2 protein-coding genes are annotated in these 1,632 nt (G+C 47.6%); both read left to right on the top strand.

The window, feature by feature from the left end:
- On the top strand, positions 1–801 hold an 801-nt coding region (locus IQR33_RS14190), incomplete at its 5' end, for a YcjX family protein (protein WP_193843773.1).
- On the top strand, positions 798–1,632 hold an 835-nt coding region (locus IQR33_RS14185; RefSeq protein WP_228013898.1), incomplete at its 3' end, for a TIGR01620 family protein. The genes IQR33_RS14190 and IQR33_RS14185, both read left to right, overlap by 4 nt.

Genomic DNA, 1,632 nt, shown 5'->3' with positions numbered 1-1,632 from the left:
GCACACACATACACAGAGTACCTTCATTCTTGTAAAGACTCTGGCCTTCATTGGGTTCAGCCTGGCCGCTTTGTATTACCTGGTGAGCTAGCAGGCGCGCCGGTGCTACAGTTTTTTCCGTGTCGTGCTGATTCGGAAAGCAAAGCGCCCAAGGGCAGTAACTTAGCGATGCTAGAAGCCCGTTTTCAGGAATACCAACAGAAAGTAGTGAAAGCGTTTTATAAGCATCATTTTGCGACCTTCGATCGCCAGATTGTACTGGTGGATTGTTTGCAGCCTCTCAATGCCGGTGATGAAGCGTTTTACGACATGCGCCAAGCGCTAGAACAGATCATGCATAGCTTCCGCTATGGTCGTAGTAGCTTTTTGCGTCGTTTGTTCTCACCAAAAATCGACAAAGTGTTGTTTGCTGCTACAAAAGCGGATCATATCACGCCCGATCAGCACCCAAATTTGGTGTCTCTGCTCCAACAAATGGTGCATCCAGCATGGCAAACGGCAGCCTACGAGAATATTGAGATGAGCTGCATGAGTATCGCTTCCATCCAAGCAACCACGACGGGGTTTATTTCCTCTGGAGATAAGACCATCCCGGCGTTACAAGGAACAACATTGGGTGGTGAGCCGATGACTATGTTTCCCGGAGAGGTGCCGAAAAAGCTACCAAATGCAGCTTATTGGCAAAACAACGGGTTTGATTTTACGTCGTTTCGTCCGATTTCCTCACCGAATGATGAGCCAGTGAAGCACATACGCTTAGACAAAGCACTGGATTACCTGATTGGAGATAAATTGAAATGAGTGAGTTGAAGCAAAAACAAGTTTTCTCTGAAAAAGTAATGGAAAAAGATCAGCAATCGAATCAACCGGAGTTGACGGCGCAGCAAACATTCGGCGAAAAAGAAACATTTGTACCTGTTGAAGTTAAAGAAGCGCACCAAGAGACCGAACAGGAATTGCAACTCGAGCATGTCATTCGTCCAAAATCGGGCAGAAAATGGCTCGCGACTGGCGCATTTGCAACTTTTGCTGGTTTGGTTGGCTGGCAAGCGGTGGACTCGGTTATAACCGCAATTCAGGCTTCTGATTGGCTGGCCTTAAGCTGGACGGGGTTTATTGCTGCGATCGCTTCGCTTGGTTTAGGAGCTATGGGTAAAGAGCTTTGGAAACTGCGAAAACTACGAAATCATTTTAGTGTTCAAGAAGAAGCAGAAGCACTTGTTAATAGTGAGAGCGTTGGGAAAGGGAAAGCCTTTTGCGAAACCGTAGCAGAACAAAGTGGTGTGATGGCAGAGAATCCGGGCTTTGATCGTTGGCAGAACAGTATTAACCCTGCTCATAGTGACGCTGAAATTCTTGATATGTATGACTCGATGGTGGTGATCCAACAAGACAAGTTGGCAACGAAAATCGTATCACAGCACGCAACCGAGTGTGCGGCCCTAGTCGCCGTGAGCCCTCTGGCTGCCGCTGATATGTTGCTGGTGGCGTGGCGAAATTTCAAAATGATCGACAACCTCTCCAAAGTATATGGGGTAGAGCTAGGTTATGCCTCTCGCATCAAGTTACTAAGAGCGGTATTTGTCAATATGGCGGCGGCTGGAGCCAGTGAGCTCGCTATTGATGCCAGTA

This window comes from Vibrio sp. OPT46, from assembly GCF_015163535.1.
Taxonomy (GTDB): Bacteria; Pseudomonadota; Gammaproteobacteria; order Enterobacterales; family Vibrionaceae; genus Vibrio; species Vibrio alginolyticus.
Note: the sequence above shows the minus strand (reverse complement) of the source record. Positions and strands in the feature narration are given on the sequence as shown.